General features: G+C 42.2%; 2 tRNA genes and 1 rRNA gene. All 3 read right to left on the bottom strand.

What is annotated here, in order from left to right:
* Nucleotides 1-102 precede the first annotated feature (102 nt).
* Nucleotides 103-178, bottom strand: a tRNA-Ala gene (locus tag LQ673_RS14695).
* Between the two features lie 21 nt (nucleotides 179-199).
* A tRNA-Ile gene (locus LQ673_RS14690) sits at nucleotides 200-276 on the bottom strand.
* A 91-nt stretch (nucleotides 277-367) separates the two neighbouring features.
* A 16S ribosomal RNA gene (locus LQ673_RS14685) occupies nucleotides 368-436 on the bottom strand; the annotation flags it as partial.

The following is a 436-nucleotide window of genomic DNA, read 5'->3' as shown; positions in this document are numbered from 1 at the left end:
GCGATTATTAAGCTTGTTGAATTTCGTTAAAAATTCACTCGGTTTTTTGCTTGGTAAAATCTATTTTACTTACTTATCTAGTTTTCAATGTACAATATAATATGGTGGAGACTAGCGGGATCGAACCGCTGACCTCCTGCGTGCAAAGCAGGCGCTCTCCCATCTGAGCTAAGCCCCCTAATTGGGAATTAAATTTTAATGGTGGGCCTAAATGGACTCGAACCATCGACCTCACGCTTATCAGGCGTGCGCTCTAACCAGCTGAGCTATAGGCCCATTCTTAAATTGAATGTAATGAACATTCAAAACTGAATACAATATGTCTTCGTTATTCCATGACCTAAAGGTCATTCCGTAATATCCTTAGAAAGGAGGTGATCCAGCCGCACCTTCCGATACGGCTACCTTGTTACGACTTCACCCCAATCATTTGTCC

The sequence above is a fragment of the Mammaliicoccus sp. O-M54 genome, assembly GCF_022386035.1.
In the GTDB taxonomy this organism is placed as follows: domain Bacteria; phylum Bacillota; class Bacilli; order Staphylococcales; family Staphylococcaceae; genus Mammaliicoccus; species Mammaliicoccus sciuri_A.
The sequence above is the reverse complement of the archived record's forward strand: the minus strand, read 5'-3'. Positions and strand labels throughout refer to the sequence as shown.